This window comes from Curtobacterium sp. Leaf261 (assembly GCF_001422205.1).
Lineage (GTDB): Bacteria > Actinomycetota > Actinomycetes > Actinomycetales > Microbacteriaceae > Curtobacterium.
In genome coordinates, this window is sequence record NZ_LMMJ01000012.1 from 1 (window position 1) to 25,438 (window position 25,438).

A 25,438-nucleotide genomic window follows, 5' to 3' on the forward strand; every position below is an offset into this window, starting at 1 on the left:
AAGTATGTTCCGGTGGTTATAGCGTGAGGGAAACGCCCGGTCACATTCCGAACCCGGAAGCTAAGCCTCACAGCGCCGATGGTACTGCAAGGGGGACCTTGTGGGAGAGTAGGACACCGCCGGACTTCACGTCTGAACCGTCAGGTTCACCAGGAAGCCCCCGAGAAGGCGGCATCATCCCCGTGATGATATTGCTTCCTCGGGGGCTTTTCGGCGTCCAGAACACCAGCAGCATCCACCAGGCGGCGACAACCGCCGCGGTAGGATCGACGAGACATGACTGCGCCATTCACCACTGCCTCCGGGGCCGACGTCCGCGTCCGCTTCTGCCCGTCGCCGACCGGGACCCCGCACGTCGGGTTGATCCGCACGGCCTTGTTCAACTGGGCGTACGCGCGCCACACCGGTGGCAAGCTCGTCTTCCGGATCGAGGACACCGACGCCGCCCGTGACAGCGAGGAGAGCTACGAGCAGATCATCGACGGTCTCCGGTGGCTCCGGCTTGACTGGGACGAAGGGGTCGAGGTCGGTGGTGACCACGGGCCGTACCGCCAGTCCGAGCGCACCGACATCTACCAGGACGTCATCGACCGGCTGCAGGAGCGCGGCCTGATCTACGAGTCCTTCGTCACGCCCGAGGAGATGGAGGCGCGGAACCTCGCGAACGGTCGCGACCCGAAGCAGGGCTACGACAACTTCGAGCGCGACCTCACCGATGCCGAGCGCGAGGGGTACCGGGCCGAGGGACGACAGCCAGCGCTCCGCCTCCGTGTCCCGGACCGCGACCTGAGCTTCGACGACCTCGTTCGCGGACCCATCACCTTCCCCGCAGGGTCGTTCTCCGACTTCGTGGTCGTGCGTCCGAACGGCAAGCCGCTCTACACCTTCGTGAACCCGCTCGACGATGCACTCATGGGCATCACCCACGTGCTGCGCGGCGAGGACATCCTCTCGTCGACACCGCGGCAGATCGCCCTCTACGAGGCGTTGGTCGAGCTCGGGGTCACCGACTTCGTCCCGCGGTTCGGACACCTGCCCTACGTCATGGGGGAGGGCAGCAAGAAGCTCTCGAAGCGCGATCCCGAGTCCAACCTCTTCCACCACCGGGCGAACGGGTTCGTCCCCGAGGGGCTCGTGAACTACCTGGCACTGCTCGGGTGGTCGTTGTCCGCTGATCGTGACGTCTTCTCCCTCGACGAGATGACCGCCGCGTTCGACGTGGAGGACGTCAACCCCAACCCGGCGCGGTTCGACCACAAGAAGGCCGAGTCGATCAACGGCGACCACATCCGCCTGCTCGACCCGGTCGACTTCCGGGAGCGGCTGAAGCCGTACCTCATCGATCACCTCTCGTCGCCGGCGACCCCCGACGAAGAGGCGGTCCTGGCGGCGGCGGCACCGCTCGTCCAGGAACGGATGCAGCTCCTCAGCGAGGCCCCCGGGATGCTCGGGTTCCTGTTCACCGCCGATGCGGACCTGGTCGTCGAGCCCGATGCCCTCGCGACGCTGAAAGACGATGCCGACTCGGTGCTCGAGGCATCCATCGCCGCGCTCGACGGCGTCGACGAGTGGCACGCGGCACCGATCGAGGCGGCACTCCGATCGAGCCTCATCGACGGGCTCGGGCTGAAGCCCCGTCTGGCGTTCGGGCCGCTCCGCGTCGCGGTGTCCGGTCGTCGGATCAGTCCGCCGCTCTTCGAGTCGATGGAGATCCTCGGCAAGGAGTCCTCGCTGCACCGGCTGCGCGCACTCGCATCCCGATGACCGACCGGTACGACGTCGTCGTCGTCGGCGCCGGCCCGGCGGGACTCAGCGCCGCGCTCAACCTGGTTCGCGCACGACGGCGCGTCCTGCTGATCGATGCGAACCGGCCGAGGAACGCCGCGACCCTGCGGTCTCACGGGTTCCTCACGCGTGACGGCGTCTCCCCGCTCGAACTGCGGAAGCTCGGGCGGGCCGAGGTCGAGGCCTACGACGAGGCGACGGTCGTGCAGTCCGTCGTCGACGAGGTCAGCCCCGAGGCGGACGGGTGGCGCGTCCATGGGACCTGGCGGGGCTCCGAGGTCGCGGTGTCCACGCGTGCCGTCGTGATCGCGACGGGTCTCCGTGAGGAATTCCCGTCCCTCCCGTCCCTCCGTGCGTTCTACGGGACCAGCGTGCACAGCTGTGTCGAGTGCGACGGGTACGAGAAGGCCGGTGAGCCGCTCGCCCTGATCGGCGAGACCGACGACCTGGCGGACCGCGCGCTGCTCGTCGCGTCCTGGACCGACGACCTCGTGGTGTTCACGAACGGTGTCGCGGTGCTCACGGACGGCGACCGCGGACGGTTGGCGTCGTCGGGCGTACGCGTCGACGAGCGGCCGCTCGACGACCTCGAGGGGGACCGATCCGGGCTGACCGGCGTTCGTCTCGCAGACGGCGACGTGGTACCGCGCACGGGCGGGTTCGTGCGTCCGCGATGGCACGTCGACCTCGACTGGGTCGATGCCGCGCTGGAACGGGACGTCGACGGGTTCGTCGTCGTCGACCGGGCTGGGCGCACGGGAGCCGCCGGACTGTACGCCGTCGGTGACGTGACGCCGCCGGGGCCCGAGCAGCTCATCGTCGCCGCGGGTGCCGGGGCGGTCACGGCCGCCGCGGTCCACCGCGATCTCGTCGGTGGTCTTCGCACCGCCTGAGATGCTGTAGTGTTGTCTCTCGGTTCGGGATGTCGACGAACTGCTGGGCAGGGCTTCGGTCACGTCCATTGGGGTATGGTGTAATTGGCAACACGTCGGTTTCTGGTACCGTTGTTCTTGGTTCGAGTCCAGGTACCCCAGCACTCAGAACGAACGCCCTCGGGATGATCCCGGGGGCGTTCGTCGTTCCACGAGCGGGTGAGCGCGGCGAGCACATGACGGCCGCGGGGGCTTCCCGCGGACGCCTCGAGCGGCGTACAGTCCCCGCGTGAGCCTCGACGGACCGACCCCGTACTTCCTGCTCCCCGGTACCGCCCGCCCGGCGCTGGAGTTCTACCAGGGCGTCTTCGGCGGGGAGGTGCGGGTGAACACCTTCGCGGACCTCGGACGAACTGACGGAGACCCGTCGTCGGTCGCGCACGGCATGCTCGTCGGCGACGTCGCCCTGTTCGCTGCGGACGTGGGCACGGGGGAGACGCCCTTCGCCGCGAGCGGGCTGCTCCTGTCACTGCTCGGTGCCGCACCGCCGAGCGTGCTCCGCCGGTGGTTCGCGGACCTGTCGGTCGACGGCACCGTGCTCGATCCACTCCAGGAACGCCCGTGGGGCGACTCGGACGGTCAGGTCCGCGACGCGTACGGCGTCACGTGGCTCCTCGGGTTCGAGGCCTCTGCGGCCGACTGAGTGCCGTCCGCAGCCCGAGCCGCAGCCGGAGCCCGAGCCGGAGCCGGAGACGGAGCTGGAGCCTGCGCCCGTGCCGACCGGCCGGTCAGTCGGTCGGACGCCGCAGGTGCGCGAGGTCCGAGTGCAGCGGCTCCGTCGCCCAGCGTGCCGCGAACGTCCCACCGCCCGACGTCGCGTCGATCGCACACCGCACGTGCAGCAGGTGCGGTGTGTCGAGGAACCGGACGTCGACGACGACCGTGCCCGACGCGGAGTCCAGCGCACCGCTCGCGCCGAGCGGACCGTCGACGGACCAGCGGCCCTCGCCGACCTCGACCTCGAGCCGTGTGGTCCCCTCGACGAGGGCGATCCGGACGACGCCGTCAGGACCGGGTGCCTCGTCGGACACGACGCGACTGATCTCGACCGCGGTGAGGCTCGACACGGCGTTGTCGTCACCGGGATCGAGCCGAGCACCGACGACCAGGGCGTCGAGGGGTCCGCCGGCCACCGCCGGCAGTGCGAGATCGGCGAGGGCGGACGCCAACGCCACGTCGTCGGACGACGCCGAGTCGGGTTCCGAGTCGGGTTCCGAGTCGGGACCGGCCGAGTCGGGACCGGCCGACACCGGGCCGTCGCCGATCGCCGGCAGCAGGTGCTCCCACGCGGCGTCGAGCACGGCCTGCATGTCGATGCTCTGCCCGGTCATCGCGAGGACCACGTCGAGCCCCGGCAGCATGACGCAGAACTGCCCGTAGGCCCCGTCGCCGCGGAACCCGTGTCGCGCCATCCAGAACTGGAATCCGTAGCCCTGGCTCCAGTCGGGGTTCTCCTCGTCGTCGTTCCGCACCTGCAGCTGCGTGGCGGCCTCGACCCACTCCTCGGACAGGATCCGCGTCCCGTCCCAGACGCCGCGCTGCAGGTACAGCTGGCCGAGCGCGGCGATCGCGGACGTGGTCGCGTGCAGCCCGCTGAACCCGAGCTCGGCACCGGTGTCGTCGCGGACCCACGCGACGTCGTCGATGCCGAGCGGCCCGAGCAGCCGGGGACGCAGGTAGTCGAGGAGTGATCCACCACTGACCCGACGCACGATCGCACCGAGCGAGTAGGTGCACGGCTGGTTGTAGGCGAACACGGTGCCGGGTTCCTCGTCCGGCGGCAGGAGCAGGAACCCGCGGACCAGGTTGTCCGGGTCGAGTTCCCGGGCCCGTTCGACGGTCTCCGAGCTGTGTCCGCTCGCCATCGCGAGGACGTGGCGCACGAGGATCCGGCGACTGCGCTCATCGGTGATGTCCGCGTCGAGCTCGGGGAAGTAGCTGAGCACGGTCGCGTCGAGATCCACCAGACCCTCGCCGACCGCGATCCCCACCGCGGCGGCAGTGAAGCTCTTGCTGAGTGAGTAGAGCAGGTGCACGCGGTCGGCGCGGTACGGCGCCCACCAGCCCTCCGCGACCACCTGGCCGTGCCGCAGCAGCATGAGACTGTGCGGTTCCACGTCGGGGGTGGTCTCGAGCGCCCGCACGAACGCGAGCACACCGCCCGCGTCGATGCCGAGTGCGGACGGGGAACTCCTGGGGAACGTCGTCGTCACGGCACCGAGCGTAGACCGGCGGGAGCGCCCCGGCACGGCTCGCACATGGCATGTGTCCCCGCGCGGGGCACCACTGCTTGCGCATGGCACCACCCGCGAACGGTGGTGCCATGCGGCGGGAGTGGTGCCATGCCCGGGGAGTGGACCGGCGCGCGGTGCGCACGCGAGTGGGCGACGGACTGGAGGGACGGTGCCAGGCCGACCCGCGCCTCCCGTCCGCCGAGCCCGAGCGGCGCCGCTGCAGGTCACAGTTCGGTCACTCACCCGACGCAACCGGTTGCGGCACCCCCGTGCTGGGGGTAGCGTCCCGCACCAGCAGGCAGCGGCGCCTGCCACAGGCACGTTCGCCTGTGATCTCGATGAGGAGACGCAGTGAAGAAGCTACGAGCGAAGACACGGTTCGCGACCGTCGCGGGGATCGCCGTCATGGGACTGGCACTGGCGGGGTGCTCGAGCGGGAGTTCGGGTTCCGGCGGTGGGGACGCCGCGTCCGGCCAGGACAGCCGCGGCCCGATCACGTACGTGCAGGGCAAGGACAACTCCAACGTGGTCCGTCCGCTCATCGCCAAGTGGAACAAGGCCCACGGCGACGAGAAGGTCACGTTCAAGGAGCAGTCGGACCAGGCCGACCAGCAGCACGACGACCTCGTGCAGCACTTCCAGGCCAAGGACGACAACTACGACGTGGTCGACGTCGACGTCGTCTGGACGGCGGAGTTCGCCGCGAAGGGCTGGCTGACGCCGCTCACCGGCAAGATGAAGGTCGACACGTCGAAGCTCCTGCCCGCGACGGTCAAGACGGCGACGTACAACAACACGCTCTACGCCGCACCGCAGACGTCCGACGGCGCGCTGCTGTACTACCGCAAGGACCTCGTGAAGACCCCGCCGACCACGTGGAAGGAGATGATGGCGGACTGCGACATCGCCAAGCAGGCCGGCATCGGCTGCTACGCGGGACAGTTCGCCAAGTACGAGGGCCTGACGGTCAACGCCTCCGAGGCCATCAACGGCGCCGGCGGTTCGGTGCTCGCGAAGAACGGCACCACCCCGACCCTCACCACGAAGGACGCCGAGACCGGTCTCCAGAACCTCGTGAGCGCGTTCAAGGACGGGAACATCCCGGCCGCCGCGATCACCTACCAGGAGGAGCAGGGTCGGACGGCGTTCGAGGACGGCAAGCTGCTGTTCCTCCGCAACTGGCCGTACGTCTACAACCTCGCCAAGACCGACGGCTCCTCGACGGTCAAGGACACGTTCGGCGTCGCACCGATCCCCGGGGTCGACGGCGTCGGCGCATCGACGCTCGGCGGGCACAACGCGGCGATCAGCGTCTACTCCAAGCACAAGGCGACGGCGCACGACTTCCTCGAGTTCCTGGAGTCCAACGAGACGCAGAAGTTCTTCGCGACACAGGGCTCGCTCGCCCCGGTCGTGGCGAGCGTCTACTCGGACTCCGAGCTGCAGAGCAAGCTGCCGTACCTGCCGACACTGCTGAAGTCCATCAAGAGCGCCGAGCCGCGCCCGGTCTCGCCGTACTACCCCGCGGTCACGAAGGCGATCCAGGACAACACCTACGCCGCCCTCAAGGGGTCGAAGAGCGTCAAGAGCGCGCTCAGCGACATGCAGGCGGCCGTCAAGGCGGCGTCGAGCAGCTAGGTGCTCCGCACCCCCTGACGGTCGGACGGGAGGGACGGGTCGGCCCCGCCCCGTCCCTCCGGTCCGACCGCTCCGCACCACCTGACGGACGCCAGGCGCGGCGCACACCCGCACCGCGCCTCCCGTCCGGCGCTTCCGCATCATCTGCACCACCGGCACCGGCAAGGAGGCCTCGTGTCCGCTGCAACCGAAATCCCCGCAGCCATCCCGAACCCAGCAGGGATGGAACCCGGCAGGCCGAAGGGCCGCAGGAGCGGCCTCAACGAGGCGCACGGCCGCTGGGCCGTCTACCTGATCGGCCCGACCCTCGTCCTGCTCGCGATCGTCATCGGCTACCCGGTGGTCAGCGCGCTCATCCAGTCGTTCCAGAACGACGCCGGCCTCGACAAGGCGACCGGCCTGTTCGTCAGCGGCGGGTTCGCCGGCGTCCAGAACTACGTGCACTGGCTCGGCCAGCGGTGCGGCACCGTCGCCTGCCCGCCCGGCAACCTCGGCTCGCAGTTCTGGGTGTCGTTCGGCAACACCGCGTTCTTCACCGTCGTGACGGTCGCCCTCGAGACCGTCATCGGCCTCTGGATGGCGATCATCATGAACCGCAACTTCCGGGGCCGCGCGCTCGTCCGTGCCGCGATCCTCGTGCCGTGGGCGATCCCGACGGCCGTCACCGCGAAGCTCTGGTACTTCATCTTCGACGTGAACGGCGTGCTCAACCACGTGCTCGGCACCCACATCCTGTGGACCTCGGACGCGTGGGCGTCGCGGTTCGCGATCGTCATCGCCGACACCTGGAAGACGACGCCGTTCATGGCGCTGCTCATCCTCGCGGGCCTGCAGCTCATCCCGGAGGACGTCTACGAGGCCGGCAAGATGGACGGTGCGTCCACGTTCCAGCGCTTCGTCAACATCACGCTGCCGCTGGTGCGTCCCGCGCTCATGGTCGCGGTCCTGTTCCGGGTGCTCGACGCGCTCCGGATGTACGACCTGCCGGCGATCCTCACCGGGGGTGGTGGCGGATCGGGGAACGCCACCACGACGCTGTCGATCCTCGTGGTCGACCAGATCCGGCAGGGGTTCAACTCCGCGTCGGCGCTGTCGACCATCACGTTCCTCATCATCTTCATCGTCGCGTTCCTGTTCGTCCGGTTCCTCGGCGCGAACGTCGTGCAGACGCAGGCGGCCCAGCAGAAGGGTGACCTCAAGTGACCATCGCAGCCCAGCGGGTGAACACGCGCCCCACCGTCCGCGACACCTCGGGCGCGAAGGTCCGGGTCGATCGACACCCCGGTCAGGCGTGGCGGACCGGCATCAGCGCCGTCGTCATCGCCGTCTGGTGCCTCCTGCCGTTCTACTGGATGGTCGTCACGAGCTTCCGCGACGTCGGGTTCACGTTCGACGCCACACCATGGCCGACCCACATCACCCTCGACAACTACGCGACGGCGTTCTCGACGGCGCTCGGGAACCACCTCGGCAAGGCCCTCCTGAACTCGCTGTTCATCGGCGCCGCGGTGACGATCATCGCGCTGCTCGTCGGCACGAGCGCCGCGTACGCCCTGGCCCGCCTCGAGTTCCGCGGCAAGTCGCTCATCGCCGGCGCGATCCTCGCCGCGTCGATGTTCCCGGGCGTCGCCCTCATCTCGCCGCTGTTCCAGCTGTTCACGGACATCGGGTGGATGGGGTCCTACCAGGCGCTCATCCTGCCGAGCATCTCGTTCGTGCTCCCGCTGACGGTGTACACGCTCGCGTCGTTCTTCCGCGAGATGCCGTGGGACCTCGAGGAGGCCGCTCGCATCGACGGCTGCACCCGCGTCCAGGCGTTCCGGCGGATCATCCTGCCGCTCGCCGCACCCGCGGTGTTCACGACGGCGATCCTGGCCTTCATCTCCTCGTGGAACGAGTACCTGATCTCGTCGCAGCTCTCGAGCGACCAGACGCAGCCCGTCACGGTGGCGATCGCGTCCTTCGCGGGGAGCCAGCCGCACCAGGAGCCCTACACGGCGGTCATGGCCGCCGGGACGATCGTGACCATCCCCCTCGTCATCCTCGTCCTCGTGTTCCAGCGGAGGATCGTCGCCGGTCTCACCGCCGGCGGCGTGAAGGGCTGACCGTGGCGCGCATGGCTCCGAGGCGACCGACGGACACCGTCGACATGCTGATCGGCTTCGCCGGCTTCTTCGGGGTCGTGTTCCTCGTCGTCACCATCGCCTGCGAGCTCACGGGGCGCCCGGCCCTCGGATGGGCGCTGACGCTGCTGTTCCTCGTGGTGCTCGTCGGCGTCCTGCTGCGGCAGCGCCGCGCGATCGTGCGTGCCGGTCAGGAGGCCCGGTCCGCGTCCGACGCGGCGGTGACGCGGGGAGGCCGGGAGGCCCGGTCGCGGTCCGGCGCGCCCGTCCCGCATGACGACGGGTCGCGTGCAGCCGGGGGCGACCACCCCGCGGCGCGCGCCGACGTCCGCGACCGGTAGCGACCCTCCAGTCCGCATGTCCGGCATCCAGGAGATCGCGTGCGCGACGGGGCTGTCGAAGTCGACCGTCTCTCGGGCGCTCCGCGGGCTGCCGGGCGTGGCGGCCCCGACCATCGCCGCGGTGCGCCGCGTCGCCGAGGAGGTCGGCTACGTCCCGTCGTCCGCGGCGGCCGGGCTCGCCACCGGACGGCAGCGGGCCATCGGTGTCGTGGTGCCGGTCATCGACCGCTGGTTCTACGTCAAGACGCTCGAGGGCGTCGACGCCGAGCTCCGGCGCGACGGGTACGACCTGGTGCTGTACAGCCTCGGCGGTGGCTCGTCCGATCGGGAGCGGGCGTTCCACCGGTCCATGCTCCGACGCCGGATCGACGCGCTCGTGCTGCTCTCGCTCGTGTTCGACGAGTCCGAGCGCGAGCAGCTCGAGTTGACCGAGTACCCGATGGTCGTCGTCGGGGGACCGGCGCCCGGCGTGCGGCACATCGGGATCGACGACCGGGGAGCGGCGCGGCTGGCGACGACGCACCTGCTCGACCTCGGACACCGCGACGTCGCGTACATCGGTGGGCAGGACGAGGCCGGGATGAACGTCGCGGTGCCGTACCTCCGGCGTGACGGGTTCCGCGACACCATGCGTGCGTCCGGGATCGAGCCGGCCGAGGACCGGATGCTCGACGGCGGGTTCTCGTACCGGGGCGGGTACGGCGCCATGCGTCGGCTGCTCCAGCGGCGCCCCGTGCCGACGGCGGTCTTCGCGGCGTCGGACGAGATGGCGCTCGGCGCGATCACGGCGCTCGCCGAGGCGTCGCTCAGGGTGCCGGAGGACGTCTCGGTGATCGCGATCGACGGGCACGAGCACGGCGCGGTGGTGGGGTTGACGACCGTCGCGCAGGACCCGTCCGAGCAGGGGCGGACCGCGGCCAGGGCGCTGCTCGACGAGCTCGGGGGAGCGCAGCCGATGTCGGCGTTCGCGCCGGCGGCCGCGCGGCTGGTCGTGCGGTCGTCGACGGGGCCGCCGGCGCGCCTGCCAGGCGTGTTCTGAACACCCCCGTCCGCCCTGAACACCCGGATCCGGGTGTTCGGGGCGGACGCCCGTGTTCAGAACACCGCGGCGCCGAGGCGGCCGGTGCCGGTCAGACGTGCATCGTGTCGCCCGCGCGGAGCACGGTCGCCTCCCCGGTCGGCCGGGTCATCGCGGCGATCCGGTCGGCGTGCATCGCGAAGCCGGCCTCGGACAGGGTCGCCTCGTGGACGGGGAACGTCCTGGCGGGGGCGATCGCCGCGACGTAGTCCATCACCTCCGAGATCTTCAGCCACGGGGCACCCACCGGCGTCGCGAGGACCGGGACCGGCTGCCCCGGGTCGGTGAGGGCATCGCCCGGGTAGAAAAGGACGTCGTCGACGATCACGCCGGTGTTGTCGATGACCGGCACCGAACTGTGGATGACGGCGTGCGTCACTCCCCGGAAGGCGAGCGAGAACGGACCGACCGTGCGCGTGTCGCCGTGCGTGACGACGTCGACCGCGATCTCCGGAGCCTGCTCGGCGAGGAGTGCCGCGACACCGGCCGGACCGAACACGAGCGCTCCGGGGTTCCGGGCGAGGATGCGGCGGAGCTGCCGAGGGGTCACGTGGTCCGGATGCTCGTGCGTGACCACCACCGCGACGACGTCCTCGGCCTCCACCAGGCGGGTGAAGCTGCCGGGGTCGATCACCAGACCAGGCCCGCCCTGCCGGATGACGAGACAGGCATGCTCGAGCTTCGTGACGTCCATGCCGGTCACCATAGCCCGGCGACACACCGAGCGTGCGGGGCGAATTGGAGGAACGTCTCGCCCTGTGGCATACTCTTCTCTGTTGCCGGAACGGCCCCATCGTATAGCGGCCTAGTACGCTGCCCTCTCACGGCGGTAACGCGGGTTCGAATCCCGCTGGGGTCACCGATCAGTGTGACGCAGAACCAGACTGGCAACCGCTTGGAATCCCTCGCTTCGGCGGGGGATTCTTGCGTTGCGGGGTGTTCGCCGGGGACGGTACGCGCAGGGGCCCCGCGACGCGCGGGCTCCTGCGACGCTCGGGCTCCTGCGACGCTCGGGCCCCTGCGATTCGTGTACCGCTGATGTGCTCGCGGCGCAAGGGGTGGAGGCCATCGCACGACCGCGCTATCCTGCTCGCGGCAGCCCCAGACCCCGGTCGCCACATCGTCTCGGTGTGCTCTCGACCGCTCGTCCGTCACGGGGTCCCTGATCTCCGTCGGGCTTGCACCCCCGGCTCGGAGCGCGCCGGACGCGGGAACAGTCCTCGTGCCCGATCGAGCCGCCGTTCCCGGTGCGGTGTGCGCCCCCTCTGATCCAGCGGACGCACACCGCACACCGCACGGACGCCGGGCGGACGCCGGACGGAGGTCCCGTACCGCTCGTGCACGCACATCCGAGGCCACCCTCCGGCCGTCGATGGCGTCGCGGTGGCACCTGGGGCGGGCATGATGGACGGGTACACCACGTTCTCGACGGCGAGCGTCGCGATCGTGCAGCTCCCCGCGGACCGGGTCCCCGGCTCGTCTGGACGTATCCGTGACGCCCGTCGTCGCGGTCGACGTCTCGACGTCCGGCCAGCACCTCGGAAGGAACCCATGACCTCGGAACGCCCCGGCGAACTCGTCCTCGTCCGCCACGGAGAGACGGAGTGGTCCAAGAGCGGTCAGCACACCGGCCGCACGGACATCCCGCTCACCGAGAACGGCAAGGAGCAGGCACGACGGGCCGGCCGGGCACTCGCCGGGCGGACGTTCGCGCTCGCGCTGTCGAGTCCGCTCGAGCGCGCGCGCGAGACCGCGTCCCTCGTCGGTGTCGACGCGGAGCTCGACGACGACCTCATGGAGTGGGACTACGGCGCGTACGAGGGACTCACGACCCCGCAGATCCGCGTGCAGCGGCACGGCCCGTGGGACCTGTGGACCGACGGCGTGCCGGCGGGTGACACCCCCGGGGAGAACGCCGCGGAGGTGCGCGTGCGCGTCGAACGGGTCCTCGACCGCGCTCGCCCGGTGCTCGCGGACGGCGGCGACGCGATCTTCGTCGCGCACGGGCACGTCCTCCGTGCCCTCGGCGCTGCATGGATCAGGCTCGCACCCCAGGACGGCGGCGTGCTGTCGCTCTCGACGGCGACGGTGAGCGTCCTCGGGTACGAGCACGGTCGCCCGGTGATCGACCGCTGGAACGTCTCCCCGAGCTGACGCAGTCGGACCCCGCGGAGTCGAGCACGGTGCGCCCGAGGCCACGCCGCTGGTGCGCCGGGTCCGTCGCCATGTCCGCGACGTGGAAGGACCAGCCGCCGTCGCCGAGCGGGTGCGGGCGGTGACCGTCGACGGACTGGAGGGACGGTGCGGGGCCGGAGCGTGCCTCCCGTCCGTCAGGTGGTGCCGCCGTGACCCGCGCGTCGGACACATGCGTCGGACCCGAGCATCGGACCTATGCGTCGGACCCGAGCATCGGACCTGCGCGTCGGACCTGCGCATCGGACCTGCGCGTCGGACCCGCGCATGGGAGCTGCGCGCGGGTCAGACGGTGCGGATGGCGGACGTCGCGCCGAGTGCGCGACCGCGCCGGCGCTCGACCACGCGGCCGACGACCAGCAGGACGACGCTCACCGCGACGCCGAGGACGGTCTGCGCCACCCGGTCGAGCGCGAGCGCCTCCGGAGCCTCGGGCAGGCTCAGCCATGAGACAGCGAGGGCCAGGGGCGTCAGGAACAGGAGGCAGACCGCGTAGTTCCTGGCCGCGAAGATCTCGGCGCCGAACTGGCCGACCACCGCGATGAGGACCACCCACCATGCCGTCGGGTGCAGGAGCAGGACCCCGACGGCGATCACCGTGCCGCCGAGGGTGCCGAGCACGCGGTGCATCGCCCGCTGCAGGGTGTGCCGCTGTCGCATCGCCGGGAGGGCCGCGATCACGGCGACGACCGCCCAGTACGGGTGCCCGAGCCCGGGGATCGACTCCGCGACCGCACCGGCGACGAGTGCCCCGACGACGTTCAGTGCCACTGTCTCCCAGAGCGCACGCTTCCGCAGGGTCGACATCCGTCGGTCGGCCTCGGGTGCGAAGGGACGGAACACGTGCGGTGCGCGCGCGTGCCAGAACCGGCGCGGGATCGTCCCGGACAGGGCGACGAGCCACGCGAACGCGACGGCGGCCACGATGACCGCGACGATCGTCGGGAGGTCGGCGGTGCGGACGGGGGCGAGGGCGCAGACGACGAAGGCGAACACCGGGAAGATCGGCTGCGCGGGCACCGTCTGGAGCACCGTCAGCGTGCAGACCGCCACGGTGAGCACGACCGCGAGGCCGATCGCCTCGACCCAGAGCGGCGCGCCGGTGATGCTGATCGCGACGCCGCAGAGCATGCAGAGCGTCAGCAGTGCGCCCGCGACGCTGACGGTGACGACGCGGTGCCGGTAGGCCTCCCGCGCGCCGAAGATCGCGGTGAACCCGGCGAAGAGCGCGAACGCCGCCCAGTCGGCGTGTCCCGTCCCGATGAGCACGGCGAGGGGGACGCCGCCGGCGATCGAGGCCCGTGCGGCGCCCTCGAGGTTGATCGTGCGGGCGGAGTGCGAGCGGTGTCGGGTGTCGGTCATGTCCTCCCCATCCTCCCATCCCGCGTCGACCACCGGACCGGAGAAGATCGACAGGTGTCGTCTTTTTGGTATACCAATCAGCGTGGGCATGCGGATCGGACGTGGAATGCGGTGCCGATCCGCGTGGTTCCGGGCATGGGCGGTCTCCGACGGCTGGTATCCCAGGCGTAGACTGCCTCGGACCATCGGCGCTCGCCGAGTGGTTCTGGGCATGCCGGCGCTCGCCGGTGTGCACGACATGCCGGCGCTCGCCGGTGTGAACGACATGAGACAGAGAGGACGAGGTCATGGGCAGGACACTCGCCGAGAAGGTGTGGGACGACCACGTCGTCGTCAAGGGCGAGGACGGCAGCCCGGACCTCCTCTACATCGACCTCCACCTCGTGCACGAGGTCACGAGCCCGCAGGCCTTCGACGGACTGCGTCAGGCCGGACGGCCCGTGCGACGCCTCGACCTGACGATCGCGACCGAGGACCACAACACCCCGACACTCGCGATCGACCGCCCGATCGCCGACCCCACGAGCCGCATCCAGATCGAGACGCTGCGTCGGAACTGCGAGGAGTTCGGCGTCCGCCTGCACTCCCTCGGTGACGCGGAGCAGGGCATCGTGCACGTGGTCGGACCCCAGCTCGGGCTCACGATGCCCGGCATCACGGTGGTCTGCGGTGACTCGCACACCTCCACCCACGGCGCGTTCGGTGCGATGGCGTTCGGCATCGGGACGAGCGAGGTCGAGCACGTCCTCGCCACCCAGACGCTCCCGCTCAAGCCGTTCAAGACCATGGCGATCACCGTCGAGGGCACGCTCCGGCCCGGCGTCACGGCGAAGGACATCATCCTCGCGGTCATCGCCAAGATCGGCACCGGCGGAGGACAGGGCTACGTGCTCGAGTACCGCGGCAGTGCGATCCGAGCGCTCTCCATGGAGGGCCGCATGACGATCTGCAACATGTCGATCGAGGCCGGCGCCCGCGCGGGCATGGTCGCACCGGACCAGATCACCTACGACTACCTCGAGGGACGCGCACACGCCCCGGTCGGCGACGACTGGGACGCGGCCGTCGCGTACTGGGACACGCTCGCCACCGACGACGACGCGGTGTTCGACGCCGAGGTGTTCCTCGACGCCGACGAGCTCGAGCCGTTCGTCACCTGGGGGACGAACCCCGGGCAGGGCGTGTCGCTCTCCGACGCCGTGCCGTCGCCGGACGCGTTCGAGGACCCGAACGCCCGCGCCGGGGCGTCTCGCGCCCTCGAGTACATGGACCTGACTGCCGGCACCCCCATGAAGGACATCGCCGTGGACGCGGTGTTCATGGGGTCGTGCACGAACTCGCGCATCGAGGACCTCCGGGCCTTCGCGTCGATCATCCGCGGTCGCAAGAAGGCCGACGGGGTCCGGGTGATGGTGGTGCCCGGGTCCGCCAGGGTCCGGCTCGAGGCCGAGGCCGAGGGGCTCGACAAGGTGATGACGGACTTCGGTGCGGAATGGCGGTTCGCCGGCTGCTCGATGTGTCTCGGCATGAACCCCGACCAGCTCTCGCCGGGGGAGCGCTGCGCGTCCACCTCGAACCGCAACTTCGAGGGTCGCCAGGGCAAGGGCGGGCGGACGCACCTCGTGTCGCCGCTCGTGGCCGCCGCCACCGCCGTCCGCGGCACGCTCTCGAGTCCGTGGGACATCGAGGAGGACGACGCTCGTCGCGCCGTCGACACGGCCGCTGAGGACGCGTCGGTGGGTGCCGCTGCGTCGACCCACCGCACCACGATCGACGACGCTCAGGCTGGCATCGCGCAGCCGGAGGAGGAGCACTGATGGACAGGATCTCGACCGTCACCGGAGTCGCAGCGCCACTCAGGCGGAGCAACGTCGACACCGACCAGATCATCCCCGCCGTGTACCTGAAGCGCGTCACGAAGACCGGGTTCGAGGACGCGCTCTTCGCCGGGTGGCGCCAGGACCCGTCCTTCGTCATCAACCTCCCGGAGTTCGCGGGCGCGCGGGTGCTCGTCGCCGGACCCGACTTCGGCACCGGGTCGAGCCGCGAGCACGCCGTGTGGGCGCTCCGCGACTTCGGCTTCTCGGTGGTGATCGCGTCACGGTTCGGCGACATCTTCCGGGGGAACGCGGGTAAGCAGGGACTGGTCGCCGCGGTCGTGGCGGAGTCCGACGTGGAGCGGATCTGGGCGGAGATCGACGCGAGTCCGGGAATCTCGGCGACCGTCGACCTGGAGAACCAGCGCGTGTCGATCGGCGATGTGGATGTGGCGTTCGAGATCGACGCTTACACTCGGTGGCGGTTGATGGAAGGGCTCGACGACATCGGGCTCACCCTCCGTGACGAAACAGCGATCACGGATTTCGAATCCCGCCGCGACCCGTGGCGGCCGAAGACATTGCCGGTGAGGTAAGTGAACTCTCTCGTACAGGACGCAGCGGCGGCAGGAGCCCGAGTGGGACTCAAGTCGGATGAGATCGTCATCCGCGGCGGGAAACCGCTCGTGGGACGGATCGAGGTCCGCGGGGCGAAGAACCTCGCGACGAAGGCGATGGTCGCGGCACTGCTCGGCGACACACCGTCGATCCTCAAGGACGTGCCGGACATCAGCGACGTCAACGTCGTCCGCGGGCTCCTCGACGTGCACGGTGTGCGGATCACGGACCCGGCTCGCGGCGAGATGATCCTCGACCCCTCGAACGTCGAGTCCGCGCACTTCGCGGAGATCGACGCGCACGCGGGTTCGAGCCGCATCCCGATCCTGTTCTGCGGCCCCCTGCTGCACAAGCTCGGCGAGGCGTTCATCCCGGACCTCGGGGGCTGCCGCATCGGCGACCGTCCGATCGACTTCCACCTCGACGCCCTCCGCGCGATGGGTGCCGTCGTCGACAAGTCCTACAACGGCATCCACCTCACGGCACCGAACGGCCTCAAGGGCGCGAACATCGAGCTGCCGTACCCGAGCGTCGGCGCGACCGAGCAGGTCCTGCTCACGGCGGTGCTCGCCGAGGGCGTCACCGAGCTCCGGAACGCCGCGATCGAGCCCGAGATCATCGACCTCATCGCGATCCTGCAGAAGATGGGCGCGATCGTGTCCGTCGAGCCGAACCGGGTCATCTTCATCGAGGGCGTCGCCTCGCTCCGCGGGTACACCCACCGCGCGATCAACGACCGCAACGAGGCCGCGAGCTGGGCTGCCGCCGCACTCGCGACGAACGGCGACATCTTCGTCGAGGGCGCCAAGCAGGAAGACCTCATGACCTTCCTGAACGTCTTCCGCAAGGTCGGCGGCGGGTTCGACATCCAGGAGGACGGCATCCGGTTCTACCGCGAGGCCGAGGTCCTGAAGCCGGTCGTCATCGAGACCGACGTGCACCCCGGGTTCATGACGGACTGGCAGCAGCCGCTCGTCGTGGCGCTGACGCAGGCCGAGGGCCGCAGCGTCGTGCACGAGACCGTCTACGAGAACCGCTTCGGGTTCACCGAGGCCCTCAACGAGATGGGTGCCGACATCGTCGTGCACAAGGAGGGGCTCCCCGGGCACGACCGCCGAGTCGCCCGTCGCCCGTTCGAGCAGGCCGCGGTCGTGACCGGACCGACGAAGCTGCACGGTGCGAACGTCCGCGTGCCGGACCTCCGCGGTGGGTTCAGCCACCTGATCGCCGCGCTGACCGCCGACGGAGAGTCACACATCACGAACGTCGGCATCATCAGCCGCGGGTACGAGCACTTCATCCCGAAGCTCCGCAAGCTCGGCGCGGACTTCGACTTCGCCGGCTGACGTGGGCGAGCAGGACCGCACGGGAGCCCTCGTCACACGGGGGCTCCCGACACCGGAGCGCAGACTGCGGATCGGGAGCCTGAACTTCGCGTTCAAGGTCGTCGCGTCCATCGTCATCCCGACGATCCGGTTCGCCTCGGACTTCCGGTGGCACGGGCCGCGTCGGCTGCCGGCCTCCGGGCCGTTCATCGTGGCACCGAACCACTTCACGAACATCGATCCGCTCGTCGTCGGGACGGTGGTGTTCCTGCACCGCCGACTGCCGCAGTACCTCGCGAAGTCGTCGCTGTTCAGGAACCCCGTCATCGGGTACTTCATGCGCGGGATGGGCAACATCCCGGTCGAACGCAGTGGTCGGACGAGGGGCAGCGACCCGCTCGGCTCGGGGAACACGCTGATCGGGAACGGCGGCGGGCTCATCGTCTACCCCGAGGGCACCCTGACTCGCGACCCGGACATGTGGCCGATGCGCGGCAAGACCGGTGCGGTGCGGATGGCGCTCGAGAACGACGTCCCGCTCATCCCGATGGCCCACTGGGGAACGCAGGGGATCATGCCGCGCTACGGCAAGAAGCTGCGGCTGTTCCCGAAGACCCGTGTCGACGTGGTGATCGGCGAGCCGCTCGACCTCTCGGCGTACCGCGGCAAGCCGATCGACCAGCGGATGCTCCTCGCGGCGACGGACGAGCTCATGGCCGCCATCACGGTCCTCGTCGAACAGCTCCGCGGCGAGACCGCTCCGGCGCTCCGATGGGACCCGTCGGCGAACAACCAGAAGGAAACCGGACGATTTGAGTGACGTGGACCGCGCCGGAGCAACAAACCAGCCGGGAGCACCGAACCAGCAGGCAGCACCGAACCAGCCCGGAGCACCGAGCCAGCCCGGTGCGCTGACGCCCGACCCCACGGTGCTCGGCCGCGGTGCCGTGGACACCGCCGCGATCAACGTCGTGATGCGGCGGTCCGACTCGCGTCGCGTCGCGGTCATCGGCGCCGGGAGCTGGGGCACCACCTTCGCGAAAGTGCTCGCCGAGGGCGGTGCCGACGTCGTCCTGTGGGCCCGCCGCCCGGAGGTCGCCCGTGAGATCACCGAGACGAAGCGCAACTCCGACTACCTGCCGGGGATCAACCTCCCGCGGACGCTGACGGCGGACACCAGGCTCGACCGGGTGCTCGACGGCGCCGAGCAGGTCTACGTCTCGGTGCCGAGCCAGAGCCTCCGCGCGAACCTCGCTGCGATCCGCGAGCTGCTGCCGGACGGTGTGCCCGTGGTGAGCCTGATGAAGGGCGTCGAGAAGTCGACGGGTCTCCGGATGAGCGAGGTCCTGCACGAGGGGCTCGGGATCGACCAGGACCGCATCGCCGTCGCGTCCGGACCGAACCTCGCGCTCGAGATCGCCCGGCGTCAGCCGACCGCGGCCGTGGTCTCCTCGACGAGCGCCGACACCGCCTCCGCCGTGGCCGCCACCGCCACGAACCCGTACTTCCGGTCCTTCATCAACACCGACGTCATCGGCACGGAGTTCGGCGGCGTGCTGAAGAACCTCATCGCCGTCGCGATCGGCATCGTCGACGGGGTCGGCTACGGCGAGAACACGAAGGCGTCGATCATCACGCGCGGGCTCGCCGAGATGACCGGGTTCGCGGTCGCGTTCGGGGCGAAACCCGAGACACTCGCCGGACTCGCCGGGCTCGGGGACCTCATCGCGACGTGCCAGTCGCCACTGTCCAGGAACAACACCGCCGGTCGTCTGCTCGGCCAGGGGTACCGTTTCGACGAGGTCGTCCGGCAGATGAACCAGACCGCGGAGGGTCTGGCATCGGTGGCACCGATCCTCGCGCTCGCGGCGTCGCACGGCGTCGACATGCCCATCGTGAGCCAGGTCGCCGAGGTCCTGGCCGGTACGCTCGATCCGCGGAACATCGCGCCCCACCTCACCGAGACCGACGAGCCCCAGGGCGAGTGACGGCGAACGACGACCAGGGGTGACGGGGCGCGGCGGCGAGCGTCACCAACAGCCACCAAGAGCCACCGTGGCGACAAGTAGCAATCAGTGGCAACCAGCAACAACCAGCTCGACCGATCGACAGCAGGGGCGACCGACGTGACGACAGCAACCACACCCACGCCGCAGGCGACCCTCGCCGTCCTCTTCGGCGGCCGGTCGAGCGAGCACGAGATCAGCTGTGTGACGGCCGGCGGCATCATGGACGTCGTCGACCGCACCGCGTACCGGGTCGTGCCGATCGGCATCACCCGCGACGGTGCGTTCACCCTGCAGGAGGACGACCCGGCGGCGTGGGCGCTCCACGGCCAGGACCTGCCGTCCGTCACCGACAACGGCACCCGGGTCCGCTTCCCGGATGCTGCGGGGAGTCGTGCGTTGACGGTGGTGCACGCGGACGGCCGAACCGAGTCCGTCGAGGTCGACGTCGTCTTCCCGATCCTGCACGGCCCGTTCGGCGAGGACGGCACGATCCAGGGGCTCCTCGAACTCGTGGACATGCCGTACGTCGGCGACGGTGTGCTCGCGAGCGCCCTCGCGATGGACAAGCACGTGTCGAAGGCCGTCCTCGAGCACGCCGGCCTCCGGGTCGCGCCGTGGACGACCGTGCTCCGCCGCGAGTGGCAGGCGGACGAGCTCGGTGTCGCAGAGTCCGTCGCGGCGCACGGGTGGCCGCTCTTCGTGAAGCCGGCGCGAGCGGGATCGAGCATGGGCGTCTCACGCGTGGACGGCCCCGAGGACCTCGCGGCCGCGATGGCGTTGGCATTCGAGCACGACAGCAAGCTCATCGTCGAGCCGCGGGTGGTCGGGCGCGAGATCGAGGTCGCGGTCCTCGAGGGACGCGACGGTGTCCCGCGGACGAGCCTCCCCGGCGAGATCGTCGTGGCCGATGACGGTTTCTACGACTTCGCGGCGAAGTACCTCGGCGGGGACGAACAGCTCCTCAACCCGGCACCGATCTCCGAGGACGACACCGCCGCGATCCGCTCCATCGCCGCCAGGGCGTTCGATGCGATCGGCGGTTCCGGCCTGGCGCGCGTGGACTGCTTCCTGACCGACGACGGCTTCGTCGTGAACGAGGTCAACACGATGCCCGGCTTCACCCCGTTCTCGATGTACCCCAGGTGCTGGGCCGCGTCGGGGCTGACCTACCCGGAGCTCGTCGCCGAGCTCATCGAACTGGGGCGTCGCGCCGTCCGATGACGCGGTCGGACCTGACGCGGTCGGACCTGACGCGATCGGACCTGACGCGATCGGACCTGACGCGGTCGGACCTGACGCGGTCGTCCGCTGACGCGGCCCGAGCGTGCATGGTCGGTCTGGAGGCCCGGCACGGGTCCGTCCCGCCGCCGCGGCACCGCACGTGGGAGCGCGGGCTCAGCTCCCCGGGGTCTCCACGTCGGAGGGGTCGAGGCACTCGTGCCCGTCCTTCGGCAGGGTCGCCACGGCGTCCCCGAGGTCCTGGAGCACCTGGCTGGTGGTCTTCGACGTGTCGATGACGACCTGCACCGCGGGGGACCGCCCGAACGTGGTGTAGACGATCTGCTTCCCCCGGTCGTCGCGGATCCAGTCGACGGCCCCGAGCGAGAAGCACGGCAGGTCGGACACCGTCGGCACCGCGACCCCGCAGTGCATGATCGCGGCGCTCGGCGAGCCCCACGCCGCTGTCGACTGCGCGTTCGTGGCGCGGATGCCGTACTTCGTGCCCACGGTGTCCGGCAGTCTTACCTGGACGGCGGCGCACGCTGCGGCGTCCGCCGAGGGAGCCGGACTGAGGGACACCGCGTTCGTGCATCCCGCGAGCGCGGTGACGAGGCCGATCGCGAGCGTGCACGCGACCACGATCACGGGCGTCCGGCGGGTGCGACGCGGAGATTCCATCGGGTCCAGGCTACCGTTCCGGTGTGGACGACGAGAACCAGCAGCACGCGCAGGACGCCCGGGACACGGTGGGCGTCGTCGGCGAGTCGACGGTGCTCGACCGCATCGTGCGCCGACTGCCCACGGCGCAGGCGGCGACGCTCGGGCCGGGGGACGACTGCGCCGTCGTCGCGGCCCCCGACGGCCGGTTCGTGGTGACCACCGACATGATGGTGCACGGGCCGGACTTCCGCTGGGCGTGGTCGAGCCCGTACGACCTCGGCTGGAAGGCCGCCGCGACGAACCTCTCGGACGTCGCGGCGATGGGAGCCAGACCCTCGTCGCTCGTCGTCGCCCTCGCGGTCCCGCAGGACACCCCCGTCGCGGTGCTCGAGGCGTTCGCGGACGGTCTCGCCGACGCGTGCGGTGCACTCGCCCCCGGGTGCGGGGTCGTCGGCGGGGACCTGTCGACCTCGGGCACCTTCACGATCGCGGTCACGGCCTTCGGCGACCTCGAGGGTCGGGCGCCCGTGCTCCGGTCCGGAGCCACGGTCGGCGACCAGGTCGCGGTCGCCGGTGAGCTCGGAGCGGCTGCGCGGGGGCTCACGCGGCTCTTCGCGGAGGGCGTCGACGAGCACGGGGCGCCGGATGCCGGTCGGACGGCGGCGTTCCTCGCCGCGAGCCCCGGCGGCAGCGACCACGGCGTCGACCGCCAGCGCCGCCCCGAGCCGCCGATCGTCGCGGGTGTGCTCGCGGCCGCGGCCGGGGCGACCGCGATGCTCGACCTGTCCGACGGTCTCGCGATCGACGCCGGCCGCCTCGCTCGAGCCAGCGGCGTGTCGATCGACCTCGACCCCGCCGCGGTCCCCGACGCCGCGAGCCTGTTCGGGGGTGAGGACCACGGACTGTTCGCGACCTACCCGGCCGCCACGATCCTCCCGGCCGCGTTCCGCAGGATCGGGACGGTCGTCGACGCAGCCGGGGAACCAGGGGTCCTGCTCGCCGGCGAACCGGTCGGCACGGCCGGTTGGGACCCGTACGCCGACTGGGACGGCAACGTCGGCTGACGCGGGCGCGCGTCAGCGTGCGACGAGCACGGCCTCCCACGCCACGGTGTCGCCGTAGGTGCGCTTGCTCCACGCCTCGAGCCCGTCTGGCCACTCCGGCTCCGGGGAGCGCGTGCTCCGCTCCACGACGACGAGCGCCTCCGGAGCGAGGTGGGGCACCAGCGCCTCGAGGACCTCGACGATCTCGGGTTCGTCGACCTCGTACGGCGGGTCGATGAACACGAGGTCGAACGACCGGGCGGTCCCGCGGAGGTACCCGAGCGCCGACTGCGCGTGCACGTCGAGTTCGAGGTTGTGCCGCACCCGCTGCTTGACGGCGCGGGCGTTCTCGCGGCACGCACTCGCCGCGGGTGCGGCCCGGTCGACGAGGACGACGTCGGTGGCACCGCGGGAGGCGGCCTCGAGTCCGAGAGCACCGGTGCCGGCGTACAGGTCGAGCACGGCGGCGTCGTCGACGAGGCCACGGGACTCGAGCGACGAGAACAGGGCCTCCCGCACGCGATCGCTGGTCGGCCGGGTGCCGGACTTCGGGACGCGGAGCGTCAGGGAGCCTGCGGCTCCGGCGATGATGCGGGTCACGGGGTCAACGGTAGCGCCCGCGGGGCGGACAGCTGCGTTCTCCACAGGGCAGGTCCGCGACGGAGCACGCGTTCTCCACAGACGGACGGGAGGCCCGGCACCTGTCGGCAGCGCCCGGTACCGTTGCCGTGTGGTCACGTCGGGAGCAGCTCGGGCACCGGGAGCCGGTGCGGTGCCCTCGGCTGCGCCCCCGGCCGAGCCGGACGACGCCCCGACATCGGAACTCGACGCCAGGACCGCCCTCGACGCCAAGCTCGCGAACGTCCTCGGAGGTCGGACCGCCACCGCGTTCCAGAAGGCGTTCGGGTACCGCACGGTCGGCGACCTCCTCGAGCACGCGCCGCGTCGCTACGCCGAACGCGGTGCGCTCACAGCGCTCGACCAGCTCGCGATCGGCGAGGCGGTCACCATCGTGGCCGAGGTCGTCGACGTCCGTGAGCGCACCATGCGGGCCAGGCGCGGCTCCATCCTCGAGGCCCGGATCGGCGACGGCAACGGCATCCTCACCCTGACGTTCTTCAACCAGGCGTGGCGGAAGAACGACCTCGTGCCGGGGGCGCGGGGGATCTTCGCGGGCAAGGTCGGCGACTACCGCGGTGCCCGGCAGCTGGCCCACCCCGACTACGAGCTCTTCGACGCCGAGGACCCGCGCGCCACCGCCGACGCCGGGTCGGACGAGGCACTCCGCTGGTCGCGGCAGCCCATCCCGATCTACCCCGCGACGTCCACGCTGTCGTCCTGGCAGATCGCCAAGGCCGTCGGGATCGTGCTCGACACCCTGCCGCGGCTCGAGGACCCGATCCCGTCGAGCGTCCGGACCCGCCTCGGTCTGGTGCCGTACCGCACCGCGCTCGAGCAGCTGCACCGCCCCGAGAAGGTCGCGGACTTCAAGGGCGCCCAGGACGCCCTGCGGTACCGCGAGGCCTTCGTGCTGCAGACCGCACTCGTGCAGCGTCGACTCGCCGCGCGCAGCACGGCGTCGACACCGCGGACCGCCGAGCCGGGCGGCATCCTCGAGCGCTTCGACCGGACGCTGCCCTTCACGTTGACCGAGGACCAGCAGACGGTCGGCGCCGAGATCGCCGACGACCTCGCCGCGTCCTGGCCGATGCACCGTCTCGTGCAGGGTGAGGTGGGATCCGGCAAGACCCTCGTCGCGATCCGCGCGATGCTCACCGTCGCGGAGTCCGGCGGACAGTCAGCGCTCATCGCCCCGACCGAGGTCCTCGCCGCCCAGCACCTCCGCTCCCTCGTCAAGTTCCTCGGCCCGGACATGGCGGCCGAGCTCCGGCCGGTCATCGTGACCGGCTCCCAGGGGGCCAAGGAGCGGCAGCGTGCACTCCTGGCCGCCGCGAGCGGGGGATCGCGGCTCGTGGTGGGAACGCACGCTCTCCTCGGCGACCGCGTCGACTTCGCCGAGCTCGGACTCGTGGTGGTCGACGAGCAGCACCGGTTCGGCGTCGAGCAGCGCGAGGCGCTCCGGACGAAGGGCAGCACCCCGCCGCACGTCCTGGTCCTCACGGCGACCCCGATCCCGCGGACGGTCGCGATGACCGTGTTCGGTGACCTCGACGTGTCGACGATCCAGGGCCTCCCGTCCGGTCGTGCCGGGGTCGAGACGTTCGCCGTGGGCCTCACCGAGCGCCCGGGCTGGGAGCCGCGGATCTGGACGCGGATGGCCGAGGAGCTCGACGCCGGCCGGCAGGCGTTCGTCGTCTGCCCGGCGATCGACGACGTCCACGCCGAGGAGGGCGCTGCCGAGGACGACCCGGAGGGCGACACGACCGACCCGGACGGCGGAGCTCCGGCAGTGCGCCGCCCGCCGGCCACGGTGCTCGCGGTCGCCGAGCGCATGGCGACCATGCCCGTGCTGGCGGATCGGCGCATCGCGGTGCTGCACGGCCGGATGTCCGCCGAGGACAAGGACCGCACCATGACCGAGTTCGCGGCCGGCCGCATCGACGTCCTCGTGGCGACGACGGTGATCGAGGTCGGGGTGGACGTCCCCAACGCCTCGATGATGGCCGTCCTCGACGCCGATCGGTTCGGGGTGTCCCAGCTGCACCAGCTCCGGGGGCGCATCGGCCGTGGGCAGTACCCGGGCGTCTGTCTCCTCGTCACCCACGCCGAGGACGAGTCGACCGCACGGGAGCGCGTCGAGGCGGTCGCTGCCTCCGACGACGGCTTCGAGCTCGCTCGTGTCGATCTCGAGCTCCGACGAGAGGGCGACGTCCTGGGGGAGCGGCAGTCCGGCGGTCGGTCGTCGCTCACCCTGCTGCGGGTCGTCCGCGATGCCGACGTGATCGTCGACGCCCGAGCCGAGGCCGAGCGGGTCCTGGGGCGCGACCCGGAGCTCACCGGACACCCGGAGCTCGCTGCGGCCCTCGCCAGACGGCTCGACGAGTCGGACGCCGCGTTCCTCGGCAAGAACTAGCCGCCCCCGCCGAGGTATCGTCGGC

At 70.9% G+C, this 25,438-nt stretch carries 22 protein-coding genes, 2 tRNA genes, 1 rRNA gene and 2 pseudogenes; 21 read left to right on the plus strand and 6 right to left on the minus strand.

Annotated elements, in window-relative coordinates; all coding sequences use genetic code 11:
- Positions 1–8 precede the first annotated feature (8 nt).
- The 5 genes from rrf (at position 9) to ASF23_RS15960 (ending at position 3,360) form a co-directional block, all read left to right on the plus strand.
- A 5S ribosomal RNA gene (rrf, locus tag ASF23_RS15940) occupies positions 9–125 on the plus strand.
- Between the two features lie 151 nt (positions 126–276).
- Positions 277–1,764: a glutamate--tRNA ligase gene (gltX, locus tag ASF23_RS15945; protein WP_055955976.1), complete on the plus strand. Its 1,488-nt coding sequence runs from the start codon at positions 277–279 to the stop codon at positions 1,762–1,764.
- The gene (locus ASF23_RS15950) at positions 1,761–2,678 is read left to right on the plus strand and encodes an NAD(P)/FAD-dependent oxidoreductase (RefSeq protein WP_055955979.1); all 918 of its coding nucleotides are present in this window, start codon (positions 1,761–1,763) and stop codon (positions 2,676–2,678) included. The genes gltX and ASF23_RS15950 overlap by 4 nt, the downstream gene beginning before the upstream one ends.
- Positions 2,679–2,747: 69 nt before the next feature.
- A tRNA-Gln gene (locus tag ASF23_RS15955) sits at positions 2,748–2,819 on the plus strand.
- A 127-nt stretch (positions 2,820–2,946) separates the two neighbouring features.
- Positions 2,947–3,360, plus strand: a complete 414-nt coding sequence (locus ASF23_RS15960; RefSeq protein ID WP_055955982.1) for a glyoxalase — start codon at positions 2,947–2,949, stop codon at positions 3,358–3,360.
- An 85-nt stretch (positions 3,361–3,445) separates the two neighbouring features.
- Here the strand turns inward: ASF23_RS15960 and ASF23_RS15965 are convergent, their stop codons facing one another.
- On the minus strand, positions 3,446–4,930 hold the full coding sequence (locus tag ASF23_RS15965; RefSeq protein WP_055955984.1) for a serine hydrolase domain-containing protein: 1,485 nt from the start codon (positions 4,928–4,930) through the stop codon (positions 3,446–3,448).
- Positions 4,931–5,356: 426 nt separating this feature from the next.
- Between ASF23_RS15965 and ASF23_RS15970 the strand changes: the two genes are divergently transcribed.
- The 5 genes from ASF23_RS15970 (at position 5,357) to ASF23_RS15990 (ending at position 10,092) form a co-directional block, all read left to right on the plus strand.
- Positions 5,357–6,589, plus strand: a complete 1,233-nt coding sequence (locus tag ASF23_RS15970; RefSeq protein ID WP_055956211.1) for an ABC transporter substrate-binding protein — start codon at positions 5,357–5,359, stop codon at positions 6,587–6,589.
- 222 nt (positions 6,590–6,811) lie between these two features.
- The gene (locus tag ASF23_RS15975; protein WP_055955986.1) at positions 6,812–7,792 is read left to right on the plus strand and encodes a carbohydrate ABC transporter permease; all 981 of its coding nucleotides are present in this window, start codon (positions 6,812–6,814) and stop codon (positions 7,790–7,792) included.
- Positions 7,789–8,694, plus strand: coding sequence for a carbohydrate ABC transporter permease (locus ASF23_RS15980; protein ID WP_235510923.1), 906 nt, complete (start codon positions 7,789–7,791; stop codon positions 8,692–8,694). The genes ASF23_RS15975 and ASF23_RS15980 overlap by 4 nt, the downstream gene beginning before the upstream one ends.
- A gap of 11 nt (positions 8,695–8,705) precedes the next feature.
- Positions 8,706–9,053: a hypothetical protein gene (locus ASF23_RS18720; RefSeq protein WP_200919385.1), complete on the plus strand. Its 348-nt coding sequence runs from the start codon at positions 8,706–8,708 to the stop codon at positions 9,051–9,053.
- A 16-nt stretch (positions 9,054–9,069) separates the two neighbouring features.
- Positions 9,070–10,092 (plus strand): LacI family DNA-binding transcriptional regulator, encoded by a 1,023-nt coding sequence (locus tag ASF23_RS15990; protein ID WP_055955989.1) that lies wholly within the window; start codon positions 9,070–9,072, stop codon positions 10,090–10,092.
- 91 nt (positions 10,093–10,183) lie between these two features.
- On the opposite strand, the gene ASF23_RS15995 is transcribed toward ASF23_RS15990, so the two are convergent.
- Positions 10,184–10,825: an MBL fold metallo-hydrolase gene (locus ASF23_RS15995; RefSeq protein ID WP_055955993.1), complete on the minus strand. Its 642-nt coding sequence runs from the start codon at positions 10,823–10,825 to the stop codon at positions 10,184–10,186.
- 92 nt (positions 10,826–10,917) lie between these two features.
- Between ASF23_RS15995 and ASF23_RS16000 the strand changes: the two genes are divergently transcribed.
- Together ASF23_RS16000 and ASF23_RS16005 are read left to right on the plus strand one after the other, a co-directional pair.
- Positions 10,918–10,990: transfer RNA gene (locus ASF23_RS16000), tRNA-Glu, on the plus strand.
- 542 nt (positions 10,991–11,532) lie between these two features.
- Entirely contained in the window at positions 11,533–12,285 is a 753-nt protein-coding gene (locus tag ASF23_RS16005; protein ID WP_326999018.1) for a histidine phosphatase family protein, read from the plus strand.
- 19 nt (positions 12,286–12,304) lie between these two features.
- Here ASF23_RS16005 and ASF23_RS18905 read toward each other — a convergent pair.
- Positions 12,305–12,394, minus strand: a pseudogene (locus ASF23_RS18905) (GNAT family N-acetyltransferase); the annotation flags it as partial.
- A gap of 215 nt (positions 12,395–12,609) precedes the next feature.
- Positions 12,610–13,686 carry an FUSC family protein gene (locus ASF23_RS16010; RefSeq protein WP_156364573.1) on the minus strand — a complete coding sequence of 359 codons (1,077 nt, stop codon included), beginning with the start codon at positions 13,684–13,686 and terminating at the stop codon, positions 12,610–12,612.
- Positions 13,687–13,973: 287 nt separating this feature from the next.
- Between ASF23_RS16010 and leuC the strand changes: the two genes are divergently transcribed.
- The 7 genes and pseudogenes from leuC to ASF23_RS19085 all read left to right on the plus strand — a co-directional run.
- The gene (gene leuC / locus ASF23_RS16015) at positions 13,974–15,503 is read left to right on the plus strand and encodes a 3-isopropylmalate dehydratase large subunit (RefSeq protein WP_235510924.1); all 1,530 of its coding nucleotides are present in this window, start codon (positions 13,974–13,976) and stop codon (positions 15,501–15,503) included.
- Complete coding sequence (leuD, locus tag ASF23_RS16020; RefSeq protein ID WP_055955999.1) at positions 15,503–16,099, plus strand: 3-isopropylmalate dehydratase small subunit; 597 nt, start codon at positions 15,503–15,505, stop codon at positions 16,097–16,099. The genes leuC and leuD overlap by 1 nt, the downstream gene beginning before the upstream one ends.
- Complete coding sequence (murA, locus tag ASF23_RS16025) at positions 16,100–17,467, plus strand: UDP-N-acetylglucosamine 1-carboxyvinyltransferase (RefSeq protein WP_055956002.1); 1,368 nt, start codon at positions 16,100–16,102, stop codon at positions 17,465–17,467.
- A gap of 1 nt (position 17,468) precedes the next feature.
- Entirely contained in the window at positions 17,469–18,266 is a 798-nt protein-coding gene (locus tag ASF23_RS16030; protein ID WP_156364574.1) for a lysophospholipid acyltransferase family protein, read from the plus strand.
- A 154-nt stretch (positions 18,267–18,420) separates the two neighbouring features.
- On the plus strand, positions 18,421–19,434 hold the full coding sequence (locus ASF23_RS16035) for an NAD(P)H-dependent glycerol-3-phosphate dehydrogenase (protein WP_055956222.1): 1,014 nt from the start codon (positions 18,421–18,423) through the stop codon (positions 19,432–19,434).
- A 138-nt stretch (positions 19,435–19,572) separates the two neighbouring features.
- A complete protein-coding gene (locus ASF23_RS16040) occupies positions 19,573–20,676 on the plus strand; it encodes a D-alanine--D-alanine ligase family protein (protein WP_055956224.1) in 1,104 nt (367 codons plus the stop codon).
- Positions 20,673–20,744 (plus strand): annotated as a pseudogene (locus ASF23_RS19085) (pentapeptide repeat-containing protein); the annotation flags it as partial. The gene ASF23_RS16040 and the pseudogene ASF23_RS19085, both read left to right, overlap by 4 nt.
- A 106-nt stretch (positions 20,745–20,850) precedes the next feature.
- On the opposite strand, the gene ASF23_RS16045 reads toward ASF23_RS19085, so the two are convergent.
- Positions 20,851–21,354 (minus strand): DUF3515 family protein, encoded by a 504-nt coding sequence (locus ASF23_RS16045; protein ID WP_082474256.1) that lies wholly within the window; start codon positions 21,352–21,354, stop codon positions 20,851–20,853.
- A gap of 23 nt (positions 21,355–21,377) precedes the next feature.
- Here ASF23_RS16045 and thiL point away from each other — a divergent pair, with 23 nt between their 5' ends.
- Positions 21,378–22,400 carry a thiamine-phosphate kinase gene (thiL, locus tag ASF23_RS16050; RefSeq protein ID WP_055956007.1) on the plus strand — a complete coding sequence of 341 codons (1,023 nt, stop codon included), beginning with the start codon at positions 21,378–21,380 and terminating at the stop codon, positions 22,398–22,400.
- Between the two features lie 12 nt (positions 22,401–22,412).
- Here the strand turns inward: thiL and rsmD are convergent, their stop codons facing one another.
- Positions 22,413–22,979 (minus strand): 16S rRNA (guanine(966)-N(2))-methyltransferase RsmD, encoded by a 567-nt coding sequence (gene rsmD, locus ASF23_RS16055; protein WP_055956009.1) that lies wholly within the window; start codon positions 22,977–22,979, stop codon positions 22,413–22,415.
- 172 nt (positions 22,980–23,151) lie between these two features.
- Between rsmD and ASF23_RS16060 the strand changes: the two genes are divergently transcribed.
- Positions 23,152–25,413: an ATP-dependent DNA helicase RecG gene (locus tag ASF23_RS16060; RefSeq protein WP_055956226.1), complete on the plus strand. Its 2,262-nt coding sequence runs from the start codon at positions 23,152–23,154 to the stop codon at positions 25,411–25,413.
- Positions 25,414–25,438 lie beyond the last annotated feature (25 nt).